We start from the raw sequence: 25,447 nt of genomic DNA on the forward strand, positions 1-25,447 counted from the left end.
GTCAGCGGATCGTGAACCCGCCGTCCACCCGGAGGTCGGCGCCGTTCACCATCGCGCTCGACTCCCCCGCCAGGAACAGCACCGCGGCGGCGATCTCGTCGGGGGTGGCGAAGCGGCCGGTGGGGATCTCGTCCTGGTGCCGGATGCCGTTCTCGTTCGCCCACGCGGCACGGCCGAGGTCGGTGAGGACGACGGTCGGCGACACGGTGTTGACGGTGACGCCGCGACCGCCCCACTCGAGCGCGAGGACCCGGGTGAGGCCGATGACGCCCGCCTTCGAGGCGCAGTACGCGGCGTGCCCGTCGATGCCGACGTGGGCGGCCTGCGAGGCGATGTTCACCACGCGCCCGTACCCGGCGGCGAGCATGTGCCGACCGACGGCCTGGGCGACGCGGAAGGTGCCGGTCAGGTTGACGTCGATCGTCCTCGACCAGGTCTCGGCGGACAGTTCGTCCGCCGGAGCGAGTGCGGCGATCCCGGCGCAGTTGACGAGCACGTCGACGCGACCGAAGTGCGCGACGACGTCGGCGACGGTGCGCGCCACGGACGTCTCGTCCGTCACGTCGCAGCCGAACCCGGCATGGAGGCCCGTGGCCGCGCCCGGCGCATCGGTCGCCGCCGGCAGGTCGGCCACGCCCGGCGCATCGGGCGCGCCCGGCAGGTCGGCCGCGCCCGGCACATCGGTCGCAGCCGGCAGGTCGGCCGCGCCCGGGGCATCGGTCGCAGCCGGCAGGTCGGCCGCCGCCGCCGTGGCGCCGTCCCCACGGACGTCGACGATCGCGACCCGCGCACCCCGTCCGGCGAGTGCCCGAGCGATGGCGTTCCCGATGCCGGACACGCCGCCGGTCACCACCGCGGTGCGGCCGGTGAAGTCGTTCGTCAGGTCGACGGTGTCCGGGCCCGGGCGCAGGGCCGCGGCGAAGTCGGTGGTGCTGCTGGTCGTCATGTTCGCTCCTTTGCGTCGGGTCGAACCTAGCAGAAATTGTGTTCTGGACAAACGTTCCGCGAGGTGTACAGTCGTCGCCGAAGCCATCCAACGAAGGAGCAGCGCATGTCGACGACGACCGAGAACGCGGCCACGTCCGCCACCACGACCATCCCCACGACGATGCGAGCCGTCGTCGTCCACGGCCCGGGCGACTACCGGCTCGAGGAACGCCCCGTACCGACGCCCGGCCCCGGCGAGCTCCTCCTCCGCACCGACGCCGTCGGCATCTGCGCGAGCGACCTGAAGTGCTACCACGGCGCCGCGAAGTTCTGGGGTGACGAGAACCGCGCCGCCTGGGCCGAGACGGACCGCATTCCCGGGCACGAGTTCGTCGGCACGATCGTCTCCGGCGACGACGACACCCTGGCGAAGCGGAAGGTCTCGCTCGGGGACCGCATCGCGTGCGAGCAGATCGTGCCGTGCTGGGAGTGCCGGTACTGCCTCGAGGGCGCGTACTGGATGTGCAACGTCCACGACATGTTCGGCTTCAAGGGCTACGACGGCGCGATGGCCGAGTACGTGCTCGTGCCCGCCAAGGCCCTGACCCACCCGGTGTCGAGCGCCCTGCCCGGTCAGGTCGCCGCGTTCGCCGAGCCGCTGTCCTGCGCGTTCCACGCCGTCGAGCGGGGCGACATCAAGTTCGGCGACACCGTCGTGATCGCCGGCGCCGGACCGATCGGCCTCTCCGCGATCGCCGGTGCTCGACAGAAGAACCCGCTCCGGATCATCGCCCTCGACGTGGTCGAGGCGAAGCTCGAGCTGGCACGCAAGGTCGGCGCGGACCTGACGATCAACATCGCCGAGGACGACGCCGTCGCCCGGGTCAAGGAGCTCACCGACGGGTACGGCGCCGACGTCTACATCGAGGCGACCGGCCACCCGTCCGCGGTCCCGCAGGGCCTCAACCTGCTGCGCAAGCTCGGCACCTTCGTCGAGTACTCCGTGTTCAAGGACGCCGTCTCCGTCGACTGGTCGATCATCTCGGACGACAAGGAGCTCGACGTCCGGGGTGCCCACCTCGGCCCGCACACCTGGCCGGCGGCGATCAAGCTGCTCGAGGCCGAGACCCTGCCGATGTCGGAGATCTGCACGCACCAGTTCCCGCTCGAGCGGTTCCAAGAGGCCCTCGACCTGGTCGGCGACTCCGCCGGCGCGAGCGTCAAGGTCTCGATCCTCCCGTCCCTGCAGGCCTGAGCCCGCCGACCCCTGGAGTCAGCAAGCATGTCAACGACGACACAGCGCGCCACCGGTGCGCCCACGACCCCTCGCGCCGAGGGCCGCCTCGACCGGATGGGGATCCCCCGCCCGCTCGCCCTCGGGTTCGTCGCCGTCCTGGTCTTCATGACCGGGAACGGCGTCGAGTCGAACTTCATCACCCCGCACATGGTCGCGGTCCTCGGCAGCCCCGAGGCCACCGTCGCGACGATCGTGACCTTCTACAGCCTCGCCGCCCTGATCGGCAGCTACGTCTCCGGCGCCCTCTCCGACCTGATCGGGCCGCGTCGGGTGATGATCCTCGGGTTCGCCGTCTGGGTCGTCTTCGAGGTGCTGTTCCTGCTCGCGCTGAACATCGGCAGTGTGCCGTTCGCGGCCGTCGCCTACGCCGTCCGGGGCTTCGGCTACCCGCTCTTCGCCTTCGCGTTCCTGGTCTGGGTGAACATCACCACTCCGGTCGAGCGGAACGGTTCGGCGGTCGGCTGGTTCTACGTCGCCTTCACGGGTGGTCTGCCGACGCTCGGTTCCCTCTTCGCGATCGGCGCCATCCCGGTGTTCGGCGGCGGCACGATCGGTGAGACCGGCGCGATGGTCGCCTCGATCGGCCTGGTCGTCGTCGGGTTCCTCATCATGCTGTTCGGCGTCCGGCTGCCGAACGGGTTCTCCCGCATCGCCCCGGCCGGCGAGAGCGCCTGGCAGGTGCTGACGAGCGGCATCCGCCTGACCGTCACCCGGCCGAAGATCCTGATGGGCTTCCTGGTCCGCCTGATCAACACCGCGCCCGAGTTCGGCATGTTCGTCGTCCTGCCCGCCGTGATCGCGAACGAGCGCGGGTGGGGCCAGAGCCGCTGGCTGCTCATGACCGTGTGCGTCTACGCGACGAACATCCTGGTGAACGCCCTGTTCGGCTGGGTCGGCGACAAGATCGGCTGGCAGCGCACCGTCAAGTGGTTCGGCATCGTCGGGTCCGCCCTCGGCCTCATCGCCTGGTGGTACGTCCCGCAACTCGTCCCCGCCGGCTCGGACTGGGGCTACGTGCTCTCCGTCATCGCCGGCTGCGTGTTCGGTTGCCTGCTCGCCGGCTTCGTGCCGATGGGCGCGATCATGCCGGCGCTCGCCCCCGAGCACAAGGGCGCCGCGATGGCGATGTACACGACGGCGGCCGGTGGCGCGGCGTTCCTCGGCACCGGTGTGGTCGCAGCGGTCTTCGCGCTCGGCGGTGGCGGTCAGGCCGCGACCTGGACCTTCGTCGGTCTGTACGCCTGCGCGTTCGTGATGATCCACTTCCTCAAGGTGCCGCAGGGCACCCGTACCTCCCACTGAAGGACTCGAGCATGACCACGATCCACGACGCCCCCGACGAGTTCGCCGAGGACCAGCTCGCCGGCTGGCTCGCGCTCTACGCCGACCGCGTCCGCGGCGTCCACGGCGGCGTCGTCGCCCTGCCCACCGACGGCGCCGACCCCCAGGTCGCGGTGGTCGTCGGCGGCGGTTCCGGCCACTACCCCGCGTTCTGCGGGATCGTCGGCCCGGGGTTCGCCACCGGCGCCGTCGTCGGCAACGTCTTCACCTCGCCGTCGACCGCGCAGGTGTACTCGGTCGCCAAGGCGGCCGACCAGGGGAAGGGCGTCGTGCTGTCGTTCGGCAACTACGCCGGTGACACGATGAACTTCGGGCTCGCCGCCGAGCGGCTGCGTGCCGAGGGCATCGACACCCGGATCGTCGTGGTCACGGACGACATCGCGAGCGCCGACGAGGAGTCGAAGCGCCGTGGCATCGCCGGGGACTTCTCGGTCTTCAAGGCAATGGGTGCCGCGGCCGCCGCAGGCGCGGACCTCGACGAGGTCGAGCGCCTCGGCAACGCATCGAACGCCGCCACCCGCACGATCGGTGTCGCGTTCTCCGGGTGCACCATGCCCGGCGCCACCGAGCCGCTCTTCACCGTGCCCGAGGGGCACCTCGGACTCGGGCTCGGCATCCACGGTGAACCCGGCATCGAGGACGTCCCACTGCTCCGCGCCACCGAACTCGCGGCGCTGCTCGTCGAACGGCTGCTCGCCGACCGACCGGCGAGCGCGGGCACCCGGGTCGCCCCGATCCTGAACGGCCTCGGCGACACGAAGTACGAGGAACTGTTCCTGCTCTGGGGACGCGTGCTCCCGCTGCTGCAGGACGCCGGCCTCGAGATCGTCGAACCCGAGGTCGGCGAACTCGTCACAAGCCTCGACATGGGCGGCTGCTCGCTGACCCTGCAGTGGCTCGACGACGAGCTCGACCCCCTGTGGCGCGCCGACACCTACACGCCGGCCTACCGCAAGGCTGCCGCGCCGATCGCGGCGTTGCTGCCGGCCGACGCCGTGGACGACGCCGAGGACGAGGCGACGGCCGTACCGGACGCGAGTGATGCCTCCCGGCAGGCCGCGCAGACGGCACGCGACGCGATCGAGGCGATCGACGCGCTCCTGCGGGAGCACGAGCAGGAGCTCGGCCGCATCGACGCCGTCGCTGGCGACGGCGACCACGGACGCGGCATGGTCAAGGGGATCGGCGCGGCCCGGAAGGCGGTCGACCGGGTCGGCCAGGAGGCAGGGGTCGCCTTCGTCCTCGGACGCGCCGGTGACGCGTGGGCCGAGTTCGCGGGCGGCACCTCGGGAGTCCTGTGGGGTGCGGCACTCGAGGCCTTCGGACGGTCGCTGCGCGACGACCGTTCCGCGTACGAGGCGTCCGACGTCGCCGAGGCCGCGCAGGCCTTCGCCGACTCGATCGTCCACCTGGGCGGAGCGTCCCGCGGGGACAAGACGCTGCTCGACGCACTGCTGCCGTTCGTGGATGCACTGCGGACCTCGGTGTCGGCTGGCTCCTCGCTCACCGACGCGTGGCAGGCTGCAGCGGAAGTCGCTCGTGACGAGGCCGACAAGACAGCCGACCTCACGCCGAAGGTCGGGCGCGCCCGACCGCTGGCGGAGAAGAGCCTGGGGACACCCGACGCGGGTGCCACCTCGATGGGGATGATCCTCACGCGGGTCGGCGAGGTCCTCGCTGCCCGTGCGAACGAACTGGAAGGAACACACGCATGACGTACCGTCTCGTGATCGGCTCGGACGATGCCGGGTTCGACTACAAGGAGATCATCAAGCAGGACCTGCAGGCAGACCCGCGGGTGGCGTCGGTCGTCGACGTCGGTGTCGACGCGGACGGGCACACCGCCTACCCGCACGTGGCCGTCGATGCGGCGCGACTCGTGGCGAACGGCGAGGCAGACCGCGCGATCCTGATCTGCGGCACCGGCCTCGGCGTCGCGATCGCGGCGAACAAGGTCCCCGGCATCCGGGCCGTCACGGCGCACGACTCGTTCAGCGTCGAGCGTTCGGTCCTGTCGAACGACGCCCAGGTCCTCTGCATGGGCCAGCGCGTCGTCGGCGTCGAGGTCGCGCGCCGGATGGCGAAGGAGTGGTTGGGCTACGAGTTCGACCGAACGAGCGCGAGCGCCTCGAAGGTCCAGGCCATCTGCGAGTACGACGGCAGCGCCCCGGCCGGCGTCGACGCCCCGGCGTAGGCGCGAGCGCACTCCCGCGGAACCAGGTTCCGGACACAGCACCGTGCATCTGCGCGGTGCTGTGTCCGTTGCGCGGGGTCGAACGGTCAGCTGCGCGCGGCCAACCGGTGCACGACGGCCTTCGTCGCCTCGTAGAGCTCGCGGTAGTCGCGGTACCCGGCCTCGTAGGCCGCCGTCGCCGCCGGATCCGGCTCGATGACGGTGGCCGGCGGGTTCCACGCGGTGATGTCGACGGGGTCGCCCGCTTCGGCCACGAGCTGCGCTGCCAGGTACGCCGAGCCGTAACACGCCCCGATCGTCACGCTCGGCACCGTCTGTCGCAGCCCGGTCACGTCGCTCACGATCGTCGGCCAGAGCCGTCCGAGCAACCCGCCGCCGGCCCCGACGAGTTCGCGGACCTCGACCCCGGCCGCACGCAGCACCTCGACGTTGTGCCGGACCGCGTAGGCCGTCGCCTCGAGCGTCGCTCGGTAGATGTCCCCACGCGTGTGCCGCACCGTCAGCCCGGCGATCACCCCGCGCGCGTCCGGATCGGCGATGGGCGTCCGCTCCCCCGCGAAGTACGGCAGCATCAGCAGCCCGTTCGCGCCGATCCCGGCGCACCGAGCCTCTTCGAGCATCGTCGGCCACTCGCCGTCGACCAGCCGACGCAGCCAGTCGGTGATCGCCCCGGAGGTCGCCATCCCACCCGACACGCTCGGCTGCCCCGGGTGCGTCCCGACCGTCGTCCACATGCCCGGCACCGGCGTCGGCTCGGCGGTCGGCGCGATCATGAACATCGTGGTGCCGTACTGCAGGAACATCCGGCCCGGCACGGACTCCCCGACACTCACGCCCTCCGCCCACGCGTCGATGGTCCCGGCCGTCACGGGGATACCGACCGGGAGGCCCGTGGCCGCGGCCGCCTCGCGCGTCACCACGCCCGCCTGGTCGCCGGACCACAGCAGCCGCGGCATGGGCAGGCCGGGCGCGAGCTGCTCGCACCACTCGGTGATCCAAGTGTTCTCGTGGACGTCGTAGAGCGGCGTGGTCTGGCTGGCCGAGTGGTGGTCGAGGACGTACTCCCCCGTCAGCAGCTCCACCACGCGGGACGCTGGCATCGTGAACCGGACCGCCCGCTCCCAGACGTCGGGCTCGTGGCGGGCGACCCACGCGAGCTTCGCCCCGGCGGCCTGGGTGCTCAATGCAGAGCCGCAGCGAGCACGGATCGCATCCTCGCCCCCGAGCTCGGCCGTGACCTCGTCGAGCAGGTCGGCCGTCCGGGTGTCGACGCCGTACAGGACCGCCGGGCGCAGCGGATCACCCGCGTCGTCGGTCAGCAGGACGCAGGGGCCGATGCCGCTCACCCCCACCGCCTGCACGTCGGCATCGGGGACGAGCGCGAGGAGCTCGTGCGTCAACGTCGTGAATTCGTCCCACCACACGGCCGCATCCATCTCGACCAATCCCTGCTCGGGACGGTCGACCTCGTGTCGGCGGCTCACCTCGGCGATCACGGTGCCGTCGAACCGGGCCAGCAGCGCCTTCGTGCTCGACGTCCCGATGTCCAGACCGAGCACCGCCCGCATGCCGCCTCCTTCGCCGCCACACGACCGCCGTCGGTCGCCTCCCGAGTCTACGAACGATCGCGATCCGTCGACGCCCAGCGTCCTGTCGGGGGCCGGACGTACCGTACTCACGACTCCGATGCTCCACGAGGGGAACCCGATGAAGAAGTCAGCCTGGCTGCCAGCAGTCATCGCGCCGGTGGTCGTCGCCGGCGCCGTCGCCGCCCCGATGATCGCGAACGCGGCGAACGACCCGATCGCGGGGACGAACCCGACCGCGGCCGACGTCATCGCCAGCATCGCGAAGTCCTCGGACGCGCAGTACTCCGGCAAGCTCTCGCAGTCGAGCGACCTCGGACTCCCCGAACTGCCGACCGGTTCCGGCGGCTCCTCACTCGAGGGCGACGCCTCGGACGTGCTCGGGCTGCTCACCTCGTCGCACACCGCCCGCGTGTACGTCGACGGCGCCGACAAGCAGCGTGTCCAGCTGACACAGCAGCTCGCCGAGCAGGACGTGGTCCGCAACGGGTCCGAGGTCTGGACCTGGGACTCGAAGGAGCGCACGGCCACGCACGTGACCCTCCCCTCCGACTCGGCGAAGGACCCGCAGGACGGCACCACCACGCCGACCGACATCGCCGAGCAGGCCATCGACGCCATCACCCCGAGCACCACGGTCTCGAAGCCGACCGAGGTCAGCGTCGCGGGTCACGACGCCTGGCAGATCACGCTGACGCCGAAGTCCTCCGACACCCTGGTCGGCACGGTCCGACTGGCGGTCGACCAGCAGACCGGGCTGCCGCTGCGCGCGACCATCCAGGCCGCCGGGCAGGACGACCCCGCGGTGCAGGTCGGGTTCACGAGCCTCGACTACGGCGCCCCGGCCGCGCGGCTCTTCGACTTCACGCCCCCGTCGAACGCGAAGGTCACCGAGAAGGACCTGTCCGACGCCGAGCACGGTGCGCACGCGAAGAGCGACCACGCCCGCGGCGCGCACGATGGTGACGAGCCGACCTTCACGGGCGAGGGCTGGGGCACGATCGCCGAGCTCCCCGCCGGCACGGTGGACCAGTCGTCCCTCGGTGACGAGGCGTCGGGCCTGCTCGGCCAGCTCACGAAGGCCGTCGACGGCGGCCGTGCCGTCCAGACCTCGCTCGTGTCGGTCTACCTGACCGACGACGGCCGGGTCCTCGCCGGCGCCGTGCCGGTGTCGTCGCTGGTCGCCGCCGCGAAGTGAGCACACCGGAACCCGTGTGCACGACGGCACCGGCCGCCGTGGACGCGACCCGTCCGACCACGGGCACCGAGCTCGCGATCCGCACCACGGGCCTCCAGAAGGTCTTCCGCAAGCAACGCGCCGTCGACGGCATCGACCTGTCGGTGCCGCGCGGTGCGGTGTTCGGGTTCCTCGGGCCGAACGGCTCCGGCAAGACGACCACGATCCGGATGCTCCTCGGGCTGTCGAGCGCGACCGGCGGCACGATCGAGGTGCTCGGCCAGTCGATGCCGAAGGCGCTCCACCAGGTGCTGCCGCGCGTCGGTGCCCTGGTCGAGGGGCCGGCCTTCTACCCGTACCTGTCCGGGCGCGCGAACCTGCAGCGCTTCGACGCGGCGGACCCCACGTCGGACCCGCGCACCCGCAAGGCCCGCGTGGCCAGTGCCCTCGACCGGGTCGGCCTGACACACGCGGCGGACAAGAAGGCGCACGCGTACTCGCTCGGCATGAAGCAGCGACTGGGCCTGGCGAACGCACTGCTCTCCCCGCGCGACCTGCTGGTGCTCGACGAGCCGACGAACGGCCTCGACCCGCAGGGCACGCGCGAGGTCCGCAACCTCATCCGGTCCCTGGCGGACGACGGCACGACGGTGTTCGTGTCGAGCCACCTGCTCGCCGAGATCGAGCAGGTCTGCACCCACGCCGCGGTGATGCGCACCGGCAAGCTCGTGGCACAGGGCGAGCTCGACGAACTCCGTTCGGCCGGGGCGCGCACCGTGACCGTCCGCACGCCCGACGTCGGGCAGGCCGGCAGCGTGCTGAGCCGGCTCGGGCTCGTCCCCCGGCACGACGGCGGCGCGGACGTCCTGGTCGCCGACCTGCCGCACGAGCTGCTGCCCGAGACCATCACCGCCGAACTCGTCCGCGCCGACGTCCGCGTCCGTGGGCTGACGGTCGGCGGCGGCACGCTCGAGGACCTGTTCGTCGCGCTCACCGGAGAGGGCTTCGATGTCGCTGCCTGACACTGCCCGTGCACTGCCCGCCGCCGACGCCGGTGCCGAGACACCGCGCCGCCAGCGTCCCTTCGCCCTGCTCGGCTCCGAACTCGCGCTGGTGTTCCGCCGCCGCCGGACCTGGGCGATGCTCGGGGCGCTCGCGCTCGTCCCCGTCCTGATCGCGGTCGCCGTGAAGCTGACGACCGACGGTGACGACGGCGGCCCGGCGTTCCTCGGCGACATCACCAACAACGGCCTGTTCGTGGCGTTCACCGCGTTGACGGTGTCGATCCCGCTGTTCCTGCCGCTCACGGTCGGCGTGGTCGCGGGCGACACCGTCGCGGGCGAGGCCAGCCACGGCACCATCCGCTACCTGCTCGTCGCCCCGACCGGCCGGGTGCGGTTCATCCTGGTCAAGTTCGCCGGCGCGGTCGCGTTCTGCTTGGCAGCGACGCTGCTCGTGGTGCTCGTCGGTGCGGCGATCGGTGCCGTGCTGTTCCCGATCGGTCCGGTCACCCTGCTGTCCGGCACCCAGGTCGGCGGAGCGTCGTACGCCGGTCGGGCACTGCTCCTCGCCCTGTACGTGGCGATGTCGATGCTCGGACTCGTGGCGATCGGCATGTTCGCGTCGACGCTGACGAACGTGCCGGTCGGGGCGATGGCCGCGACGGTGGTGCTGGCCGGGGCCTCCCAGGTCCTCGACCAGCTCCCCCAGCTCGACTGGCTGCACCCGTACCTGTTCTCGCACCAGTGGCTGGAGTTCGGCGACCTGCTCCGCGACCCGATCTCGTTCGACTCGTTCGGGTCGAACGCGCTGCTGCAGCTCGGCTACGTCGTCGTGTTCGGCGCGCTGGCGTACAGCCGGTTCGCCTCGAAGGACATCCTGAGCTGAGCCCGACCGCCGGGCCCGACCGCCGGGTCTGACCGCCGGGCCCGACCGCCGTCAGCTCGCCGGGGTCGCTGAGCCGCCCGCCATCGTCTCCGCCTCCGAGCCGCGCGCATCCGCGTACCGGTCCCGCAGGTCGCGGGCCTTCTCGGAGCGGTACCAGTCGAGCCGCGCCCCGGTCTCGACCGTCTGCATCCCGATGACGACCTTGCCGCGTGACTTCATCTCGGCGAGGTCCTCGTACGCCTCGACGATGTACTCGAACGGGTAGAAGCCCGAGATGAGCACCTGGAAACGACGTTCCTGCAGGGCCTTCGCCAGCAGGGTCAGGAGTTCCCGGGTCTCCTCGTCCTCTGCCGGGGCGCGCAGGAACCGGAGCTCGATGTCGCGGCGTTCGTCCGACGACACGAAGCGCTCGGCCCCGACCCCGAGGCGTTCCGCCAGGAGCTCGGCGTTGCTCTCCCCGTGGTTGTCGATGAAGGCGGTGATCGGTCGGCCGTCCGCGATCGCTCGGATGCGGTCCTCCTCGCCCTCGCCGTACACGACCGGCAGCGTGCCGATCTGCCGCAGGTAGTCGTGGTTGCGCGCACTGCCGAGGGTGATCACGGTCGCACCGGCGTCGTGCGCCAGCTGGCTCTCGATGTGGCCGACACCGCCAGCTGCAGCGGTGATGACGACGGTGTCGTCCGGTCCGAGGCGGAGCGATCGCACCACCGACACCGCCGTGCACCCGGCCAGGTACAGACCACCGGCGACCTCCCACCCGACGTACTCCGGCTTCTTGATGACGGCACCACGCGGCACCGCGATCCAGTTCGCGTGCGAGCCGCCCTGGGGTGCGTGCCCCATGACCTCGTCACCGACCCGCAGGTCCTTCACGCCGTCGCCCCGCGCCCGGACGATGCCGGCGAAGTCGACGCCCTGCCGTGCCGGGAACTCGAGCTCGATGTGGTCCCGGAGCTTCCCCTCGCGCAGGAAGCGCTCGATGTGGTTCAACCCGGCGGCGACGATCTCGACGACGATCTCGCCGGGGCCGGCCGTCGGCTTCTCCTGCGGGACGAGCTCGACCACGCTGAAGTCGCCGTACCGGTCGTACTGGACTGCCTTGCCGTTCCGCATGGGTGCTCCTTCGCTGGCGTGTGCCTCCGGCCTACTCGGTTTCCCCGCGTGCAGCCCGAGCAGGCGGGGTACCGGCAGTGGGCTGTACCGACGAGCGGACGGGAGGCCCGTGGCGGCGTCGCCACGGGCCTCCCGTCCGTCGGTCGCGCACGTCCAGTGCGCCTCGCATGCTCACTGCACGCCGGCTGCTCAGTGCTTGCCGGCTGCCGCTCAGTGCTTGCCGGCTGCCGCGATGACGGCCGCGACGGTCTCGGCGTCGAGGTGGAACGCGAGCGGGTCGGCGTCGGGGCGTGGGACGCGCAGCGGCGTCGACCAGACGGAGCCGTCCTCGGCGACGTCGACGACGAGGGCGCCGCTGTCGGCGTACGCGGATTCCTCGTCGTAGGCGCCGGTCACGTCCGTGTCGTTCGCGACCCCGGGAGCGACGAGGACCGGGACGCCGGCCAGTGATCCGGCGAAGTGGTGGTGGTAGTGCCCGCCCAGGACCACGCGGACGTCGGACCCCCGGATCACGTCGGCGAGCGCCTCGGGGTTCTGCAGCCGGAGCGCCTCGTGCAGCTCGGTCGGGGCCGGCAGGGGCGGGTGGTGCAGGACGACGACCGTGCCGTGCGGGGCGTGGTCCCCGGCGAGCGCGGTGCGGAGCCGTTCGAGGCTGGCATCACTGAGCTCGCCGTAGCCGGCACCCGGCACGCTCGTGTCGACCGTGACGATCCTCCGGCCGGCGACGAGCGACTGCCCCCACACCGGGACGGTCGGCGGGTGGTACTCCATCGTGTGCATGACGGGGCGACCGCCCTCGCCGAGGACGTGGCCGTTGGACAGGACCTGGCGGAAGCCCTCGCGCAGGTCGTGGTTGCCCGGGACCGCGACGAGGGCGGCGCCGTGACGCTCCGCCCATCCGCCGACCCGCTCGAGGACGGCGGCGTAGGACTCGGGGCTGCCGTCCTCGGAGACGTCGCCGGAGATGACGACGAGGCCGATGCCGGGCACTCCGTCGACGCGGGCGAGCACGCCGTCCAGCGCTGCGGTGGTGTCGACGGACCCCTGGTGCAGAGCGCCGTCGCCGGTCAGGTGGGTGTCGGAGAGGTGGAGGACGCGGAGGGTTCCTGCTGCGGGCGGCTGCATGCGGTCCACGGTAGCCACGGGGGCGGTGGCTGGGCTGGGCGGGGCGGGGGCGCTTCGTGGCGGGTCGTGGCGCTTCGTGGGCGCTTCGTGGGCGCTTCGTGAGCAGAAACGGTCGGGTCGGGTCACCCCACCCGACCGTTTCTGCTCACGAAGTCACCCGGGCACGCACTCGCGGTCAGTCCGGCAGCACCGCGTCCGGGATGTCCCGCAGGAAGATCTCGATCGTCTTCGGACCGATCCCCGTGAGCGCGCCGAGTCGCTCGCGCAGGTCCTTCCGCGACGCCGCGGTCTTCACCAGGTGCGACACGGAGCCCTCGTCGGCGTCGAGCGTGTGCATCGTCTCGTGCAGGGCATCGGTCATCTGGTAGTCGAAGCGCGCGTAGCCGCCCTCGTCCAGGACCCTCCGCAGCTGCTCGCGTCCGGCGCCCGCGAACTTCCCCGGGCTGGTGAACCCGTGGTCGATGAGGACGCGGTAGGTCTCCGCCGCCTGCTCCTGCCGGATGGGCCGGCCGAAGAGCATGCTCGCGAGGAACCACCGGTAGAGCTGTTGGGGCTTGCCGTCGGACAGGTCGATCCCGAGGTCCGCGGCGTGGGTCACGTCGGCCATGGACCGGACGCTACCCGTGGTGTTCAGCCGTCGGTGCGCCGCGGTCCCCAGTGCAGCGCGCCGACGACGAGCCACCCGACGAACGACAGGATCGTGACGAGCTCGACGACCACGATGAACGGCAGGTCGATCGCGACACCGGCACCCGCGATGTAGGCGTAGCTGTACGTGTGCGGCGCGACGAAGCTCGTGATCCACCGCACGACGAGGATCACCGCGCCCAGGATCGCGAGGGCACCGAGGGCGAACTGGAACGGGTTTCGGCCACGCAGGAATCGCATCCCGCCACCGTAGGGCCGCGGACCGACGACGCACGACTCCCCGTTCAAGGTTTCCAGCGCTCCTCACTCGGCGGCGGCGGCCAGCTGGTCCTCCAGGTTGAACACCTCGGGCAGCACCCGCGCGGTCTGGTCCGCGCGGCCCGTGGCACCGTCGAACAGGTCCTGCATGTGCGCCTCCCATGCGCTCGCGACCTCGGAGGCCGCGAGCGACGCGTCGGCATCGGCCACCGAGTCGGTCTCGTAGTAGCCGATCAGCAGGCCGTCGTCGTCGAGGAACAGGGAGTAGTTCCGCCGCCCCGCCGTGGCGATCGCCCGGAGCATCGCCGGCCAGACCGCGGCGTGCCGCTCGCGGTAGGCGTCCAGGTGCACGGCCTGCACCTGCAGTCGGAAGCAGACGCGGGTCACCGGTCGGCCTCGGCGCGGCGGCGCTGCTCGGCGTCCTGCACGGCGCGCTCGTCGGCGGTGCGCACGGTACCGGTGACGGTGGTCACGGTGCCGTACCGCTCGGCCTCGATCGCCTCGAGTGTCTTGCCCTGCGTGCGCGGCGCCCAGATGGTGCCGACCAGGAACGACATCGCGAGGAGCCCCAGGATGAGACCGCCGAGCGCACGGAGTCCGATGTCCGACAGCAGCAGCGGGAACCAGATGCTCAGCAGACCGACCATGACCCGCGCGGCGAGGAAGAGCACGCCCTGGGCACTGGCCCGGTACCGGGTGGCGAAGAGCTCGCTCGTCCAGAGGCCGTAGAACGCCTGGGCGCCGATGCCCGACGAGATGCCCCACGCCACGGCGAAGAACAGCAGCGTGCCGAGGTTCGCCGGTGCGTAGATCAGGACGGCCCAGGCGACGATCGCCAGCACCGCGCCGAGGGCGAACAGCAACCGTCGACTGACCCGATCGCCGTAGCGCATGAAGCCGAAGGAGGTCGCGGCGACGGTGCAGCCCCACACCAGGATCTGCAGGCCGTACTGCTCGGTGACGCTCGTGACCCCGGTGGCCGAGTACACCCGCGGCTGGAAGATACCGGCCTGCCCGGCGACGGTGTTCCAGAGCGCGTAGACGCCGAACAGGAACAGCATCGCGGTCAGGTTCCGACGCCGGCTGAACAGCTGGGTGATCCCGTGGAAGAAGTTCGCGGTGCCGGTCGCGGCGCGCTCGTCCTTCCAGATCGCCGACTCCGGCAGCCCGCGGCGGAGCCACCAGACGACGGCGGCGACGACGAACAGGTGCGCGAAGATGAGCCGGCTGCCGAGCAGTCCGAGCGGTGCGGCGGCGATGGCCAACGCGAAGCCGACCATCGGGCCGATCGACCAGGCGAGCTGCGCGGTGCCGACGTGGGCGGCGCGCTTGTCCGCTGGTGCCTGCTCGGCGATGTAGGTCCAGCTCGCCGGCACCCCGGCGCCGACCGCGATGCCGGTCAGGATGAAGCCGACCAGCAGCATGCCGTAGCTGCCGGCGAAGACCGCGAGCAGGATGCCGAGCATGTAGAGCAGCAGGTCGTAGGTGTAGATGAACTTCCGGCCGTAGCGGTCGCACAGCGGTCCGCCGATGATGGCGCCGGCGGCGGCACCGAACGCGTTCGCCGACAGACTCGCCAGCAGACCGACCTCGAGGTCGCCGACGTGGAACTGCGCCTGCCACAGGCTGAGGCTCGTGGCGATCGCGATGATCGACCCCGACTCGATGTAGTTCGACATGGCGACCGAGACGGTCGCCTTCCAGCCCCTGGTGCTCCGGGCTCCGATGCGGACCGCCATTGGTCCTCCGTTCGCGTGTTCGTCAGTGAATCGTTTCAACGGGACAGCGAGACGATAGTGCGCCCCGGCGGGCGTTGGCAAGTCCGCCCGTGCGTCCGGGTCCGCGCCACGCAGTGCGGGCCCACGTCCGCACGGTGCGGTGCGGGCCCACGTCCGCACGGTGCGGTGCGGGCCCGCGTCCGCACGGTGCGTGGTCGCTCACTTGGTGCGAGGTTGGCCGCTCCGTGCGGCGCTGCAAGCGCGCACCGAGCGGCCAACCTCGCACGTGGCGGCGCAGCACGCACGGTGCGACGCCGGAGCAGAGCACGCACGAGGCGCGGCCGCACCCACGATCCAGCACCGTGCGGTGGACGCGACCACCCACCGGACGGGAGGCCCGGGTCCAGCCCGCACCGTGCCTCCCGTCCGCCGTTTTCCACAGATCACGGCGCGCACCGCCCGGAAGCGCAGGTGCGATGCCAGGATGGCCACATGGCGGTCAGTGTGCGAGAGGTGGCAGCGCTCGCCGGCGTGTCCCTGGGGACGGTGTCGAACGTCCTGAACCGCCCCGACAAGGTGGCCCCGACCACCGTCGACCGGGTGCAGTCGGCCATCGCCGCACTCGGGTTCGTCCGCAACGACTCCGCACGCCAGCTCCGGGCCGGCCGCAGCTCCACCGTCGGCCTGATCGTGCTCGACGGCGGCAACCCGTTCTTCACCGACGTCGCCCGCGGTGCCGAAGACGCCGCGATGGACAAGGGCCTGGCCGTCCTGATCGGCAACTCCGACGAGTCCACCGACCGCGAGCGCACCTACGTCGACCTGTTCGAGGAACGCCGCGTCGCCGGCCTGCTCATCTCCCCCGCTGGTGACGACCTGTCCCGCCTCGCCCGCCTGCGCGACCAGGGCACCGCCGTCGTGCTCGTCGACCGCCGCGCCGACGACGAGCACTTCGCCTCGGTGTCGGTGGACGACGTCGCGGGCGGTCGCATCGCGGTCGAGCACCTCGCGGCCATCGGGCGGACGCGCATCGCGTTCGTCGGTGGCCCGTCCAGCATCCGCCAGGTTGCCGACCGGCATGCCGGGGCACTGTCGGCGGCCCGGGCAGCTGGTATCGAGCTCGAGGTCCTGCCGACCGCGTCACTGTCGGTGCTCGAAGGGCGTCGCATCGGCGAAGAACTCCAGGCACGCCCCCGCGCCGGACGGCCGGACGCGGTGTTCGCGGCGAACGACCTGCTCGCGGTCGGTCTCGAACAGGCGTTCATCATGCGCGGCACGATCGCGGTGCCGGACGAGATCGCGATCGTGGGCTACGACGACATCGCCTTCGCCGAGGCAGCCGTCGTCCCGTTGACCTCGGTGCGTCAGCCTGCGCAGGACCTCGGGCGCCAGGCGATCGAGCTGTTGACGAAGCAGGTCGAGCTCGGGCAGGGCATCGACCTCGAGCACGTCGAGTTCACGCCGGAGCTCGTGGTCCGGCAGTCCTCCGTCGCCGACGCGTAGCCGACCGCCTCGCGTCTACCCACCAGCCGGCCCGGCTCTGCGGCACGGATCGGCCGCCGCTGCGGCCTACGATCGGAGCATGGTGCATGTCCCGCGGCGCGACGGCCCGCCGAGCGTGCACCACGTCGCAGCTCGCGCCGGCGTCTCGCTGGCGACGGTCTCGAACGTCCTGAACCACCCCGAGCGGGTCGCCGAGCCCACGGCCGCACGCGTGCACGACGCGATCGCCGAACTCGGGTACACGCCGAACCGCAACGCCCGAGCACTGGTGTCCGGCAGCACCCGGGCGATCGGTCTCGTGGTCGCCTCGCTCCGCAACTCGCTGTTCACCGACGTGGTGAGCGGCGCGCACACGACCGCCCGCGAACGCCGGCGCACCCTGCTCGTCGCCAGCAGCGAGAACGACCTCGAGGCGCAGGGCGAACACCTCGCGTTCCTCGAGAGCACCCGGGTGTCCGGCATCCTGCTGGCCTCGATGACGGAGTCCCGCGCACAGGTCGAGGCAGCGAAGCAGCACGGCCTGCCCGTCGTCTACGTCAACTACGAACCGACCGAGGTGGACGCCTGCTCGGTGGTCGTCGACAACGAGCAGGCCGGGTACGTCGCCGCGCAGCACCTCATCGAGCAGGGCTGCCGACGCATCGGCTTCGTGAGTGCCCGCCCCGACCTGCAGCCGGTGGCCCGTCGTCGTGCAGGGCTCCTCCGCGCGATCGCGGAACACCCCGGAGTCGAACTCGTCGACGTCGACGCCGGTGACATCGACCCGCCCGGCGGTACCGACGCCGGCGCGCGGATCGCCGCGATGCCGGTCGCCGAGCGGCCCGACGGTGTCCTGGGTGTCACCGACCTGCTCGCGATGGCGGTCGTCTCCGAGCTCCGAGCCGCCGGCATCCGCGTGCCGGAGGACATCCCGGTGTCGGGGTGCGACCACAACTCGGTGGCGTGGGGCGGCGCGGTGCCGTTGACCTCGGTCACCATGCACGGCGAGGAGATGGGCGCGACCGCCGTGGCCCTGCTGCTCGAGGAACTCTCCGACCCGATGCACGTCCACCGCACCGTGGTGCTCGGCAGCGAGCTCGTCCCCCGCGAGAGCACGCTCGGCCGAGCCGGTGCAGCGGCCGCGCGGGCGACGGCGCCGAGCGACCCGCGCCGCACCGAGGCCTGAGCGCCCGAAAACGACAGTCCTGCGTCACGGGACGCCGTCTGGTCCGGCAAAGCGACAGATCCACGCGAACAGTTCGCGGCACTCTGTCGCTTTCGCGGGTGGGGCGGGATGGGGGCGGGGCGGGCAGGCCGGGCAACGCGGACCGCGCGCACCAGGCATGCGCGTTCCCGTAACGAAATCGGCACAGCGATTGACACGCTTCAATCCACGTGGTTCCATCCTGATTGAAACGTTCTAAACAGCAACAACCGGAGCCCACGACGACGCGGGATCCGGGTCCGTTTCACCCGGGGTACCCCGCCCCGGGCCTTACGAGGAGGTAAGGAATGTCAGCTCGTTCCCTGACCACGAGGACGCTCACCAAGCGCGCCGTCGTCAAACGGCTCGTCGCCATCGGCGGCGCCACGGTCCTGATCGGCGGGCTCGCGGCGTGTTCGTCCGGCGGTTCCGCCGACGAAGGCGGCGGCAAGGTGCAGATCACCTACCAGGCCGACAACTCACCCGCGACCGCAGCCACCGCGAAGCCGCTCATCGAGGCGTTCGAGAAGGCCAACCCCGACATCACGGTCAAGTTCGACACCCGCCCGCAGGGCACCGACGGCGACAACCTGGTGAAGACCCAGCTGTCGACCGGCGAGATGGCCGACGTCTTCAACTACAACTCCGGTTCGCTCATGCAGGCCCTCAACCCGGACAACACCCTGGTGGACCTGTCCGACGAGAGCTGGACGAAGGACGTCGACGAGCAGTTCACCAAGGTCGTCAGCACCGACAAGGGCGTCTACGGCGCTCCGTTCGGCACGAGCTTCGGCGGCGGCGTCATGTACAACAAGAAGGTCTACGCCGACCTCGGCCTCAGCGTCCCCACCACGTGGGACGAGTTCATCAGCAACAGCGAGAAGATCAAGGACGCCGGCAAGGTCGCCCCGATCATCCAGACGTACGGCGACACCTGGACCAGCCAGCTGTTCGTGCTCGGCGACTTCGCCAACATCACGGCGCAGCAGAAGGACTGGGCGGAGAACTACACCGCCAACAAGGAGTCCTACGCCAAGGAACCCGCACTCGCCGGCTTCGACCACCTCGCCGAGGGCAAGGACAAGGACCTCTACAACGAGGACTACGCCTCGGCCACGCAAGCGAACGGCCTGAAGATGCTCGCCGACGGCACGGGGGCGCAGTACCCGATGCTGACGAACGCGATCTCGACCCTGCAGCAGGACAGCCCCGACGCGGTCAAGGACATCGGAGCGTTCGCGCTGCCGGCCGAGGACGCCGACGACACGAACCTGACCATCTGGGAACCGAACGGCCTGTACATCCCGAAGACCACCGAGGGCGACAAGCTCGCCGCGGCGAAGAAGTTCATCGCCTTCGCGAACTCGGCCGACGGCTGCAAGGTGCAGAACGACACCGGAACGCCCGGTGGCCCGTACGTCATCTCGACCTGCTCGCTGCCGGACGACGTGCCCCCGATGATCGACGACCTGCAGAAGTACCTGGACGACGGCAAGGCGAGCCCGGCGCTCGAGTTCCTGTCCCCGATCAAGGGCCCGAACCTCGAGAAGATCTGCGTGCAGGTCGGCTCGGGCATCACCAACGCAGCCAAGGGTGCTGACCAGTACGACGACGACGTCGTCCAGCAGGCCCAGCAGCTCGGCATCAAGGGCTGGTGACACGGTGACCGCGACACTCACGACGGCACTCGAGCCGGCGAAGACCCGAGCGGGTTCCGGCGGGACCGGTCCCGCGCGCAAGCGGATGCGCTCGTTCTACCCCGCGTGGTTCTTCATCCCCGCGATCGCGCTGTACGTCGTGTTCTTCGCGGTCCCCACCTTCGCCGGGTTCTACTTCTCCCTCACCCGCTGGACGCTGTTCGACCAGACCTTCATCGGTTTCGACAACTTCGTCCGGTTCTTCCAGGACCCGCAGCTCGTCTCCGGGTTCGTGCACACGTTCCAGTACGGCTTCGTGACGAGCGCGGCGAAGGTGGTCATCGGACTCGCCCTCGCCCTGCTCCTCACGTCGCCCGTGCTGGGGCGCGGCTACCTGCGGGCGGTCGTGTTCTTCCCGGTGCTCGTGTCGACGATCGGCATCGGCATCACGTTCAAGGCGCTGATGGACCCGTTCCACGGGATCATCAACGGCGTCCTCGGCTCGGTCGGCCTCCCCACTCCGGGGTGGCTGACCGACCCGGCACTCGCCCTGTGGAGCGTCGCCGCGGTGGACGTCTGGAAGGGCGTCGGCATCGCGACGCTCATCTTCATCGCCGGCATCGTGGCGATCCCGCAGGAGTACTTCGAGGCCGCACGGGTCGACGGCGCGAGCGCGTGGTCGATCTTCCGGAACATCACCCTGCCGCTGTCGCGTCCCGCGATGGGCACCGTCATCATCCTGTCGCTGATCGGCGGGCTGCGGTCCTTCGACCTCATCTGGGCGATGACCGGCGGTGGGCCAGGGTTCACCAGTGACGTCATCGCGAGCGTCATCTACAAGCAGTACCAGGCCGGGTTCTACGGCCTGTCGACCGCCGGCAACGTGGTCCTGTTCGTGGTCGTCACGGCGATCATGGTCCCGATCTCGTGGCTCCTCAACCGCAAGGAGGCGGACCTGTGACCGCCGTCACCAGCCCCCGCCGGACCGCCGGCCGTGCGCCGACGCCGGCGAGCCAGAACCGCCACCCGGGCCGGACCCGCCGATGGATCATCGGCTCGATCGCCATCGTCGTCAGCTTCGTGGTGTTCCTGGTGCCGTTCGTCTTCGTCCTGCTGCAAGCCATGAAGAACCCGGCCGAGGCGAACCAGCTCGGCTTCAGCCTGCCGACCGAGTGGCAGCTCTGGCAGAACCTGCAGGCCGTGTTCGGATCCGGTGACGGCGTGATCGTCCGCGCGTTCCTGAACAGTGCGGTCCTGACCGTGGGCAGCGTGATCGTGATGGTCGTGTTCTCCGCGATGGTCGGGTACGTGCTGCAGCGTCGTCCGAGCAAGTGGAACGGTGTGATCAACTTCTTCGTCCTGGCGGGCCTCATCGTCCCGCCCGCGATCGTCCCGACGATCTGGGTGCTGCAAGGGCTCAACCTGTTCAAGACCATGGGCGGGATGATCCTCATCGAGGCGACCTTCGGCCTGTCGTTCTGCATCCTGCTCTTCCGGGCGTTCGTGGCGACGATCCCGAAGGAGCTCGACGAGGCAGCCGTCCTCGACGGCGCCGGACCGATCCGTCTGTTCTTCGGCGTCGTACTGCCGCTGCTCAAGCCGGTCATCATCACGGTCGTGCTCGTGCAGTCCGTCACGGTGTTCAACGACTTCACGAACCCGCTGTACTTCCTGCCGGGGTCCGAGAACGCCACGGTGCAGCAGACGCTCTACTCGTTCCAGAGCCAGTCGGTCAGCCAGCTCAACCTGCTGTTCACCGACGTCCTGCTCATCACGATCCCGCCGCTGATCCTCTACATCTTCTTCAACCGCCAGATCGTCGCCGGCATGACCAGCGGCGCCGTCAAGGGCTGACGCCCGACCCCGGCCTGGAGGCGCGACCCGCCTCCGCCGCACCGCCCACCCGGGCGGGCGGCCGGGCCCCGGACCCCGCACCGGTCGACGACGACCGGTCGCGTGAAAGGACACACCACATGACCGCCTGGACAGCACCGTTCATCACGAGCGACGCCGACCTCGGGAGCGCACCGATCCTGCGCCGTGAGTTCACCCTCGACGACGGCCACGGCGCGGTCACCGGAGCGACCCTCGACGTCAGCGCCCTCGGCGTCGTCGAGGCGTGGCTCGGTGGCGAACGCGTCTCCGACCACCTGCTCGAACCGGGGTGGACGAGCTACGAGTGGCGCATCCGCGTCGTCTCGCACGACGTCACGGCGCACCTGACCGAGACGCCCGCGGGTGGCGCCGCCGTGCTGGCACTCGTGCTCGGCAAGGGCTGGGCCGCCGGTCGGCTCGCCTGGGGTGGTGGCGGCGGCTGGTACGCCGACGAGGCCGCCGGGTTCGCCGAGCTCCGCATCACCTTCGCCGACGGCCACGAACAGCTGGTCGCCACCGACACGGACTGGCAGGCCCTGTCCAGCGCGATCACCGACGACCAGCTGTACGACGGCGAGGACATCGACGCCCGGCTCCGCGACGCCTCCTTCCTGACGCCCGGCGAGGTCACCACACCGAGCGTCGACGGACACGAGGGACGCACCAGCGCCGTGCGCACCGTCGACATCGGCGAGCGCGAACTCGTCGCCGACACCGTGCCGCCGGTCCGGCCCCTCGCCGAGATCGCCCCCGTCGAGGTCTGGACGAGTCCGTCCGGCGCGACGCTGATCGACTTCGGGGTCAACCTGGTGGGCTGGCTCCGCGTGGTCGCCTCTGGGCCCGCGGGCACGGTGCTGACCCTGAAGCACGCCGAGGTGCTCGAACACGACGAGCTCGGCACCCGCCCGCTGCGCACCGCGAAGGCGACGGACCACTTCACCCTGAGCGGCAGCGAGGACCACTTCGAGCCCCGCTTCACCTTCCACGGCTTCCGGTACGCCCAGGTCGACGGATGGACCGGCACGCTCGACGAACTCCGATCGGCCGTCACCGCGGTGCAGGTCGGCTCCGACCTGACCCGGACGGGCACCTTCGAGTCCAGCCACGAGCTGCTCAACACGTTCCACGACAACGTCATCCGGGGCATGCAGGGCAACTTCCTGAGCGTCCCGACCGACTGCCCGCAGCGTGACGAGCGCCTCGGCTGGACGGGCGACATCGCGGCGTTCGCGCCGACGGCGTCCTACCTGTTCGACACCCGCGCGTTCCTGGGCGACTGGCTCCGCGACGTGTGGCTCGAGCAGCAGCACGCCGACGGTGTCATCCCGTTCGTGGTGCCGGACGTGCTCAAGTACTCCCCGGCCGAGGACTTCGGCACCCCCGACGCCACCGCCATCTGGTCGGACGCCGGCGTGTGGGTGCCGTGGACCCTGTACCAGGCGTACGGCGACACCGCGGTGCTCGAGGAGCAGCTCGACTCGATGACGGCGCACCTCCACCGCATCAAGGGACACCTGTCACCCGAGGGCCTGTGGGACACCGTCTTCCAGTTCGGCGACTGGCTCGACCCGGACGCCCCGCCGGAGGACGCCGCCAAGGCGAAGGCCGACCCGGGCGTCGTCGCGACGGCGTGCGCGTACCGCAGCGCGACCCTGGTGGCGCAGGCGGCGCGGTTGACGGGCCACGAGGCGGAGGCGACGGAGGCCGAGGAGCTCGCCACGGGCCTCCAGGCCGCGTTCCGTCAGCACTACGTGACCGACGGCCGCATCCGGAGCGACTGCACCACCGTCTACGCGCTCGCGATCGTGTTCGGCATCCTCGACGAGGACGACGAGCGCCGTGCGGGCGACCGCCTGGCGGAGCTGGCCGAGCAGTCCGGGTACCGGATCTCGACGGGCTTCGCGGGTACGCCGTTCATCACCGACGCGCTGACGCAGACCGGCCACCTCGACGACGCGTACCGGCTGCTGCTGCAGACGGAGTGCCCGTCGTGGCTGTACCCGGTGACGATGGGTGCGACGACGGTCTGGGAGCGCTGGGACTCGATGCTGCCGGACGGCACCATCAACCCGGGTGAGATGACCTCGTTCAACCACTACGCACTCGGTGCCGTGGCGGACTGGATGCACCGGGTGGTCGGCGGTCTGTCGGCGCTCGAGCCGGGGTACGCCTCCGTGCTCATCGCGCCGCAGCCGGGCGGCGGCCTGACGTGGGCGTCGACGTCGCTCGACTCCGTGCACGGGCACATCGCGGTGCGGTGGGAGCTCGTCGACGGCGAGCTGCTCGTCCGTGCACAGGTGCCGGAGGGTGTCACCGCGGTTGTGCGCCTGCCTGGTGCAGCGGAGCAGCAGCTCGGCGCCGGCTCGCACGAGCTGCGCGCGCCGGCTGCGGTCCCCGCGGCGTAGCAGGGGGGGGGGAGCGCGGAAGATGGGCCGGTCACGGTGGGCGCGCGGGCGCGTGGGCGCGTGGGACGCCTGACGGCGCTCGCCCGGCGTCGCGCCCCCGGGCGGTCTTCGCGCCCCGACTCTTCGGGGCGCGAAGACCGCAACGGGGCGCGCAACCCGCCAGCGCGCTCGTCCCGCGCCCGCCCCGCGCCCGCCCCGCGCTCGTCCCGCGCCCGTCCCGTGTCGCGCCCGACCCCCGCCCGTCCCGTGTCGCGCCCCCGTGCGCGCATCGCGCCCCGACTCTCCGGGGCGCGAAGACCGCAACGGGGCGCGCGACGCAGCACCACCCCACACGGTTGCGGCAGCCCGCCGCGACCCGTACTGTATGAAACGATTCAATCGCACACGAGGAAGTGACACGATGACATCGACCCCGACCTTCACCGGCATCGCCGACCAGCTCGCACGACAGCAGATCGAGCTGCCCAGCTGGGCCTTCGGCAACTCCGGCACCCGCTTCAAGGTGTTCAGCACGCCCGGCACCCCGCGCGACCCGTACGAGAAGATCGCCGACGCCGCCCAGGTGCACAAGTACACGGGCCTCGCACCGACCGTGGCACTGCACATCCCCTGGGACCTCGTCGACGACTTCAGCGACCTCAAGCGGCACGCCGAAGAGCACGGCGTCTCCCTGGGCACCGTGAACTCGAACACGTTCCAGGACGACGACTACAAGTTCGGCGCGCTGACCCACGTCGACGAGACGATCCGGCAGAAGGCGATCGACCACCACCTGCGCTGCATCGACGTGATGGACGCCACCGGCAGCCGCGACCTGAAGATCTGGCTCGCCGAGGGCTCGAACTACCCCGGGCAGGAGGACATGCGCTCCCGCCAGGACCGCCTGCACGAGTCGCTCAGCACGATCTACGACCGCCTCGGTGCCGACCAGCGCCTGGTGCTCGAGTACAAGTTCTTCGAGCCGTCGTTCTACCACACCGACGTTCCGGACTGGGGCACGAGCTACGTGCAGACGGCCGCGCTCGGTGACAAGGCGATGGTCTGCCTGGACACCGGCCACCACGCCCCCGGCACGAACATCGAGTTCATCGTGATGCAGCTCCTGCGCCTCGGGAAGCTCGGCAGCTTCGACTTCAACTCGCGGTTCTACGCCGACGACGACCTGATCGTGGGCGCAGCGGACCCGTTCCAGCTGTTCCGCATCCTGGTCGAGGTCATCCGCGGCGGCGGCTACGACAACCACGACGTCGCGTTCATGCTCGACCAATGCCACAACATCGAGGACAAGATCCCCGGTCAGATCCGCTCCGTGCTCAACGTGCAGGAGATGACGGCCCGGGCACTGCTCCTCGACCGCGTGGCCCTGACCGCAGCGCAGGAGGCCCACGACGTCCTCGGCGCGAACGAGGTCTTCATGGACGCGTACCAGACCGACGTCCGGGCGGACCTCGCCGCGTGGCGCGAATCCCGCGGTCTGCCGGCGAACCCGATGCGCGCGTACCTGGACTCCGGGTACCAGCAGTCGATCGCCGAGGACCGCGTCGGCGGCGTCCAGGCCGGTTGGGGCGCGTAG

Annotated in this window: 22 protein-coding genes; 14 read left to right on the forward strand and 8 right to left on the reverse strand. The window is 70.9% G+C overall.

Annotated elements, in window-relative coordinates; all coding sequences use genetic code 11:
- Position 1: 1 nt before the first annotated feature.
- Positions 2–946 (reverse strand): GolD/DthD family dehydrogenase, encoded by a 945-nt coding sequence (locus EDF40_RS06210; protein WP_123338747.1) that lies wholly within the window; start codon positions 944–946, stop codon positions 2–4.
- A gap of 105 nt (positions 947–1,051) precedes the next feature.
- Between EDF40_RS06210 and EDF40_RS06215 the strand changes: the two genes are divergently transcribed.
- From EDF40_RS06215 to EDF40_RS06230, 4 genes are read left to right on the forward strand one after another with little or no spacing between them, the layout of a single operon-like run.
- Complete coding sequence (locus tag EDF40_RS06215; RefSeq protein WP_123338746.1) at positions 1,052–2,182, forward strand: zinc-binding dehydrogenase; 1,131 nt, start codon at positions 1,052–1,054, stop codon at positions 2,180–2,182.
- 27 nt (positions 2,183–2,209) lie between these two features.
- Positions 2,210–3,526, forward strand: a complete 1,317-nt coding sequence (locus EDF40_RS06220; protein ID WP_221180442.1) for an MFS transporter — start codon at positions 2,210–2,212, stop codon at positions 3,524–3,526.
- Between the two features lie 11 nt (positions 3,527–3,537).
- Entirely contained in the window at positions 3,538–5,280 is a 1,743-nt protein-coding gene (locus EDF40_RS06225; RefSeq protein WP_123338744.1) for a dihydroxyacetone kinase family protein, read from the forward strand.
- Positions 5,277–5,759, forward strand: coding sequence for a ribose-5-phosphate isomerase (locus tag EDF40_RS06230; RefSeq protein WP_123338743.1), 483 nt, complete (start codon positions 5,277–5,279; stop codon positions 5,757–5,759). The genes EDF40_RS06225 and EDF40_RS06230 overlap by 4 nt, the downstream gene beginning before the upstream one ends.
- Before the next feature lie 86 nt (positions 5,760–5,845).
- On the opposite strand, the gene EDF40_RS06235 is transcribed toward EDF40_RS06230, so the two are convergent.
- Positions 5,846–7,327, reverse strand: a complete 1,482-nt coding sequence (locus EDF40_RS06235; RefSeq protein ID WP_123339036.1) for an FGGY-family carbohydrate kinase — start codon at positions 7,325–7,327, stop codon at positions 5,846–5,848.
- Positions 7,328–7,466: 139 nt separating this feature from the next.
- On the opposite strand from EDF40_RS06235, the gene EDF40_RS06240 reads away from it, so the two are divergent.
- Genes EDF40_RS06240 through EDF40_RS06250 form a run of 3 tightly spaced genes read left to right on the forward strand, consistent with a single transcriptional unit; the run spans position 7,467 to position 10,409 of the window.
- On the forward strand, positions 7,467–8,543 hold the full coding sequence (locus EDF40_RS06240) for a sigma-E factor regulatory protein RseB domain-containing protein (RefSeq protein WP_185002824.1): 1,077 nt from the start codon (positions 7,467–7,469) through the stop codon (positions 8,541–8,543).
- Positions 8,544–8,557: 14 nt separating this feature from the next.
- Positions 8,558–9,544: an ABC transporter ATP-binding protein gene (locus EDF40_RS06245; RefSeq protein WP_260212516.1), complete on the forward strand. Its 987-nt coding sequence runs from the start codon at positions 8,558–8,560 to the stop codon at positions 9,542–9,544.
- Entirely contained in the window at positions 9,531–10,409 is an 879-nt protein-coding gene (locus EDF40_RS06250) for an ABC transporter permease (RefSeq protein ID WP_185002826.1), read from the forward strand. The genes EDF40_RS06245 and EDF40_RS06250 overlap by 14 nt, the downstream gene beginning before the upstream one ends.
- A gap of 51 nt (positions 10,410–10,460) precedes the next feature.
- Here EDF40_RS06250 and EDF40_RS06255 read toward each other — a convergent pair whose 3' ends face one another.
- The 6 genes from EDF40_RS06255 to EDF40_RS06280 form a co-directional block, all read right to left on the reverse strand.
- The gene (locus tag EDF40_RS06255; protein ID WP_123338741.1) at positions 10,461–11,522 is read right to left on the reverse strand and encodes an NADP-dependent oxidoreductase; all 1,062 of its coding nucleotides are present in this window, start codon (positions 11,520–11,522) and stop codon (positions 10,461–10,463) included.
- A 210-nt stretch (positions 11,523–11,732) separates the two neighbouring features.
- Entirely contained in the window at positions 11,733–12,647 is a 915-nt protein-coding gene (locus EDF40_RS06260; RefSeq protein ID WP_123338740.1) for a metallophosphoesterase, read from the reverse strand.
- A 175-nt stretch (positions 12,648–12,822) separates the two neighbouring features.
- Positions 12,823–13,254, reverse strand: a complete 432-nt coding sequence (locus EDF40_RS06265; protein WP_123338739.1) for a DNA methylase — start codon at positions 13,252–13,254, stop codon at positions 12,823–12,825.
- 23 nt (positions 13,255–13,277) lie between these two features.
- Positions 13,278–13,535: a hypothetical protein gene (locus EDF40_RS06270; protein WP_123338738.1), complete on the reverse strand. Its 258-nt coding sequence runs from the start codon at positions 13,533–13,535 to the stop codon at positions 13,278–13,280.
- Between the two features lie 63 nt (positions 13,536–13,598).
- Entirely contained in the window at positions 13,599–13,940 is a 342-nt protein-coding gene (locus EDF40_RS06275) for an L-rhamnose mutarotase (protein ID WP_123338737.1), read from the reverse strand.
- A complete protein-coding gene (locus EDF40_RS06280; RefSeq protein WP_221180441.1) occupies positions 13,937–15,292 on the reverse strand; it encodes an MFS transporter in 1,356 nt (451 codons plus the stop codon). Before EDF40_RS06280 ends, EDF40_RS06275 begins: the two co-directional genes overlap by 4 nt.
- A gap of 471 nt (positions 15,293–15,763) precedes the next feature.
- On the opposite strand from EDF40_RS06280, the gene EDF40_RS06285 reads away from it, so the two are divergent.
- From EDF40_RS06285 to rhaI, 7 genes are all read left to right on the forward strand, one after another.
- Positions 15,764–16,774, forward strand: a complete 1,011-nt coding sequence (locus EDF40_RS06285) for a LacI family DNA-binding transcriptional regulator (protein ID WP_123338736.1) — start codon at positions 15,764–15,766, stop codon at positions 16,772–16,774.
- Between the two features lie 79 nt (positions 16,775–16,853).
- Positions 16,854–17,939, forward strand: a complete 1,086-nt coding sequence (locus EDF40_RS06290; protein ID WP_123338735.1) for a LacI family DNA-binding transcriptional regulator — start codon at positions 16,854–16,856, stop codon at positions 17,937–17,939.
- Between the two features lie 326 nt (positions 17,940–18,265).
- Positions 18,266–19,615: an ABC transporter substrate-binding protein gene (locus tag EDF40_RS06295; RefSeq protein ID WP_123338734.1), complete on the forward strand. Its 1,350-nt coding sequence runs from the start codon at positions 18,266–18,268 to the stop codon at positions 19,613–19,615.
- Positions 19,616–19,619: 4 nt separating this feature from the next.
- On the forward strand, positions 19,620–20,555 hold the full coding sequence (locus EDF40_RS06300; protein ID WP_243649937.1) for a carbohydrate ABC transporter permease: 936 nt from the start codon (positions 19,620–19,622) through the stop codon (positions 20,553–20,555).
- Positions 20,556–20,641: 86 nt separating this feature from the next.
- The gene (locus EDF40_RS06305; protein WP_235036067.1) at positions 20,642–21,448 is read left to right on the forward strand and encodes a carbohydrate ABC transporter permease; all 807 of its coding nucleotides are present in this window, start codon (positions 20,642–20,644) and stop codon (positions 21,446–21,448) included.
- A 119-nt stretch (positions 21,449–21,567) separates the two neighbouring features.
- Positions 21,568–23,874 carry an alpha-L-rhamnosidase gene (locus tag EDF40_RS06310; protein ID WP_123338733.1) on the forward strand — a complete coding sequence of 769 codons (2,307 nt, stop codon included), beginning with the start codon at positions 21,568–21,570 and terminating at the stop codon, positions 23,872–23,874.
- 400 nt (positions 23,875–24,274) lie between these two features.
- Positions 24,275–25,447: an L-rhamnose isomerase gene (rhaI, locus tag EDF40_RS06315; RefSeq protein WP_123291971.1), complete on the forward strand. Its 1,173-nt coding sequence runs from the start codon at positions 24,275–24,277 to the stop codon at positions 25,445–25,447.

The sequence above is a fragment of the Curtobacterium sp. PhB170 genome, from assembly GCF_003752345.1.
In the GTDB taxonomy this organism is placed as follows: Bacteria; Actinomycetota; Actinomycetes; order Actinomycetales; family Microbacteriaceae; genus Curtobacterium.

Excerpts from the sequence above, each read along its gene's own strand:
- EDF40_RS06210 (WP_123338747.1), bottom strand. The coding sequence starts at position 946 with ATGACGACCAGCAGCACCACCGACTTCGCCGCGGCCCTGCGCCCGGGC.
- EDF40_RS06215 (WP_123338746.1), top strand. The coding sequence starts at position 1,052 with ATGTCGACGACGACCGAGAACGCGGCCACGTCCGCCACCACGACCATC.
- EDF40_RS06220 (WP_221180442.1), top strand. The coding sequence starts at position 2,210 with ATGTCAACGACGACACAGCGCGCCACCGGTGCGCCCACGACCCCTCGC.
- EDF40_RS06225 (WP_123338744.1), top strand. The coding sequence starts at position 3,538 with ATGACCACGATCCACGACGCCCCCGACGAGTTCGCCGAGGACCAGCTC.
- EDF40_RS06230 (WP_123338743.1), top strand. The coding sequence starts at position 5,277 with ATGACGTACCGTCTCGTGATCGGCTCGGACGATGCCGGGTTCGACTAC.
- EDF40_RS06235 (WP_123339036.1), bottom strand. The coding sequence starts at position 7,327 with ATGCGGGCGGTGCTCGGTCTGGACATCGGGACGTCGAGCACGAAGGCG.
- EDF40_RS06240 (WP_185002824.1), top strand. The coding sequence starts at position 7,467 with ATGAAGAAGTCAGCCTGGCTGCCAGCAGTCATCGCGCCGGTGGTCGTC.
- EDF40_RS06250 (WP_185002826.1), top strand. The coding sequence starts at position 9,531 with ATGTCGCTGCCTGACACTGCCCGTGCACTGCCCGCCGCCGACGCCGGT.
- EDF40_RS06255 (WP_123338741.1), bottom strand. The coding sequence starts at position 11,522 with ATGCGGAACGGCAAGGCAGTCCAGTACGACCGGTACGGCGACTTCAGC.
- EDF40_RS06260 (WP_123338740.1), bottom strand. The coding sequence starts at position 12,647 with ATGCAGCCGCCCGCAGCAGGAACCCTCCGCGTCCTCCACCTCTCCGAC.
- EDF40_RS06265 (WP_123338739.1), bottom strand. The coding sequence starts at position 13,254 with ATGGCCGACGTGACCCACGCCGCGGACCTCGGGATCGACCTGTCCGAC.
- EDF40_RS06270 (WP_123338738.1), bottom strand. The coding sequence starts at position 13,535 with ATGCGATTCCTGCGTGGCCGAAACCCGTTCCAGTTCGCCCTCGGTGCC.
- EDF40_RS06280 (WP_221180441.1), bottom strand. The coding sequence starts at position 15,292 with ATGGCGGTCCGCATCGGAGCCCGGAGCACCAGGGGCTGGAAGGCGACC.
- EDF40_RS06285 (WP_123338736.1), top strand. The coding sequence starts at position 15,764 with ATGGCGGTCAGTGTGCGAGAGGTGGCAGCGCTCGCCGGCGTGTCCCTG.
- EDF40_RS06290 (WP_123338735.1), top strand. The coding sequence starts at position 16,854 with ATGGTGCATGTCCCGCGGCGCGACGGCCCGCCGAGCGTGCACCACGTC.
- EDF40_RS06295 (WP_123338734.1), top strand. The coding sequence starts at position 18,266 with ATGTCAGCTCGTTCCCTGACCACGAGGACGCTCACCAAGCGCGCCGTC.
- EDF40_RS06310 (WP_123338733.1), top strand. The coding sequence starts at position 21,568 with ATGACCGCCTGGACAGCACCGTTCATCACGAGCGACGCCGACCTCGGG.
- rhaI (WP_123291971.1), top strand. The coding sequence starts at position 24,275 with ATGACATCGACCCCGACCTTCACCGGCATCGCCGACCAGCTCGCACGA.